The organism is Streptomyces torulosus, from assembly GCF_001419765.1.
GTDB classification, from domain to species: domain Bacteria; phylum Actinomycetota; class Actinomycetes; order Streptomycetales; family Streptomycetaceae; genus Streptomyces; species Streptomyces torulosus.
The window spans coordinates 1-1,246 of sequence record NZ_LIRK01000993.1; the positions used below are offsets into that span (position 1 = coordinate 1).

The 1,246-nt window shown below is 73.7% G+C and carries 1 protein-coding gene and 1 pseudogene; both read right to left on the minus strand.

The window, feature by feature from the left end:
- Positions 1-351, minus strand: a pseudogene (locus tag AOK23_RS43435) (ATP-grasp domain-containing protein); the annotation flags it as partial.
- Positions 352-407: 56 nt separating this feature from the next.
- Positions 408-986 (minus strand): NADPH-dependent FMN reductase, encoded by a 579-nt coding sequence (locus AOK23_RS43440; protein WP_055717856.1) that lies wholly within the window; start codon positions 984-986, stop codon positions 408-410.
- Positions 987-1,246: the final 260 nt, after the last annotated feature.

A 1,246-nucleotide genomic window follows, 5' to 3' on the forward strand; every position in this document is an offset into this window, starting at 1 on the left:
GCTCAGGGCACGGACGGCGGACGGGGGGTTGGGGGCCCGGCCGAGCCGCCAGCCCTCCTCCAGCGCCGGCAGGACGAGCTCCAGCGGGTCGTCGGCGGACAGATGCAGCACATGGCCGATGCCGTGCCGCCGCACGGTCCCGCTCACCAACGCACGCAGCCCCTGCTCGTCGGAGTGGTCCGTGAGCAGGAGCTCGTGCGAGGCGTCCTCGATCTGGCGCAGGCTCCGCGCGTCGGTGAGGCCGGGATCCCACAGGGACCACACGTCGAATCCGGCGGCGACGGCCTTCCGGACGACCCGGTACCGGGGCAGCACCAGCAGCAGCCGCCGGTCGTCGATTCGACCCGCCATGGTCACGAGCCCGCCTCTCTCTTGTTGTGGAGGAACCGGAGCCGGAACCCGGTGGGTCAGGCCGCCGCTTCCTGGGGGGTGGCGGCGAGGTGGCCGGCGACCGCGTCGACCAGGCCGTCGAGGGCCTTGACCACGGACGGCTCGGTGATGACGCCCTCCGGCGTGCGGAGCTCGATCGCGTTGCCGACCGCCACCTGCTCGCAGTCGATGAGCGCGGCACCGCAGTTGCCGAGGATCTGACGGACGTGCGGCTGTACGTTCTCCCCGCCGGCCGGGCCCGGGGAGGCACTGACGACGACCGTGGGCAGGCCCTCCAGCGGCGCGCGGTCCGCGTCGCCCGGCCGGGACAGCCAGTCGAGGGCGTTCTTGAGGACGCCCGACGGGTAACCGTTGTAGGCGGGGCTGCTGATGATCAGCACGTCTGCGGACGCGACCTGCGCCTTCGCGGCGAGCAGCTCGGGTGTGCCGCCGTCGCTCTCCAGGTCCTCGTCGAACAGCGGGAAGTGACGCAGCGACAGCTCCGTCACCTCGTAGCTCTCGTCCCGCTGCTCCAGCAGCCGCCGGACGGTGGCGATCACGGCGGCGTTCGCCGACTCCCGGCGGATGCTGCCGGAGGCGAGCACGATCTTGGGCATGGCTTTGGGTCCTCTCCGAGGTTCCTTCCGGGCGCGCGACCCGGCTCCGGTCGTTGAAGGGCGAGCATGCCGGGGCCCGTTCCCGTCCCGTTCCCGTCCTGTTCCCGCCCGCCTCCCCGGGGTGCCATGTGCGGCACCGCGCGGGGATCCGGGGCGTCGGCCGGGGGAGATCCCGGGCCCCGCGCCGAGACGGACGGGGGGGAACCGTCTCGCGCGGGACCCGGAAGCGAGGGATGGGGCCCTGTGGCCCGGGGGCTGCG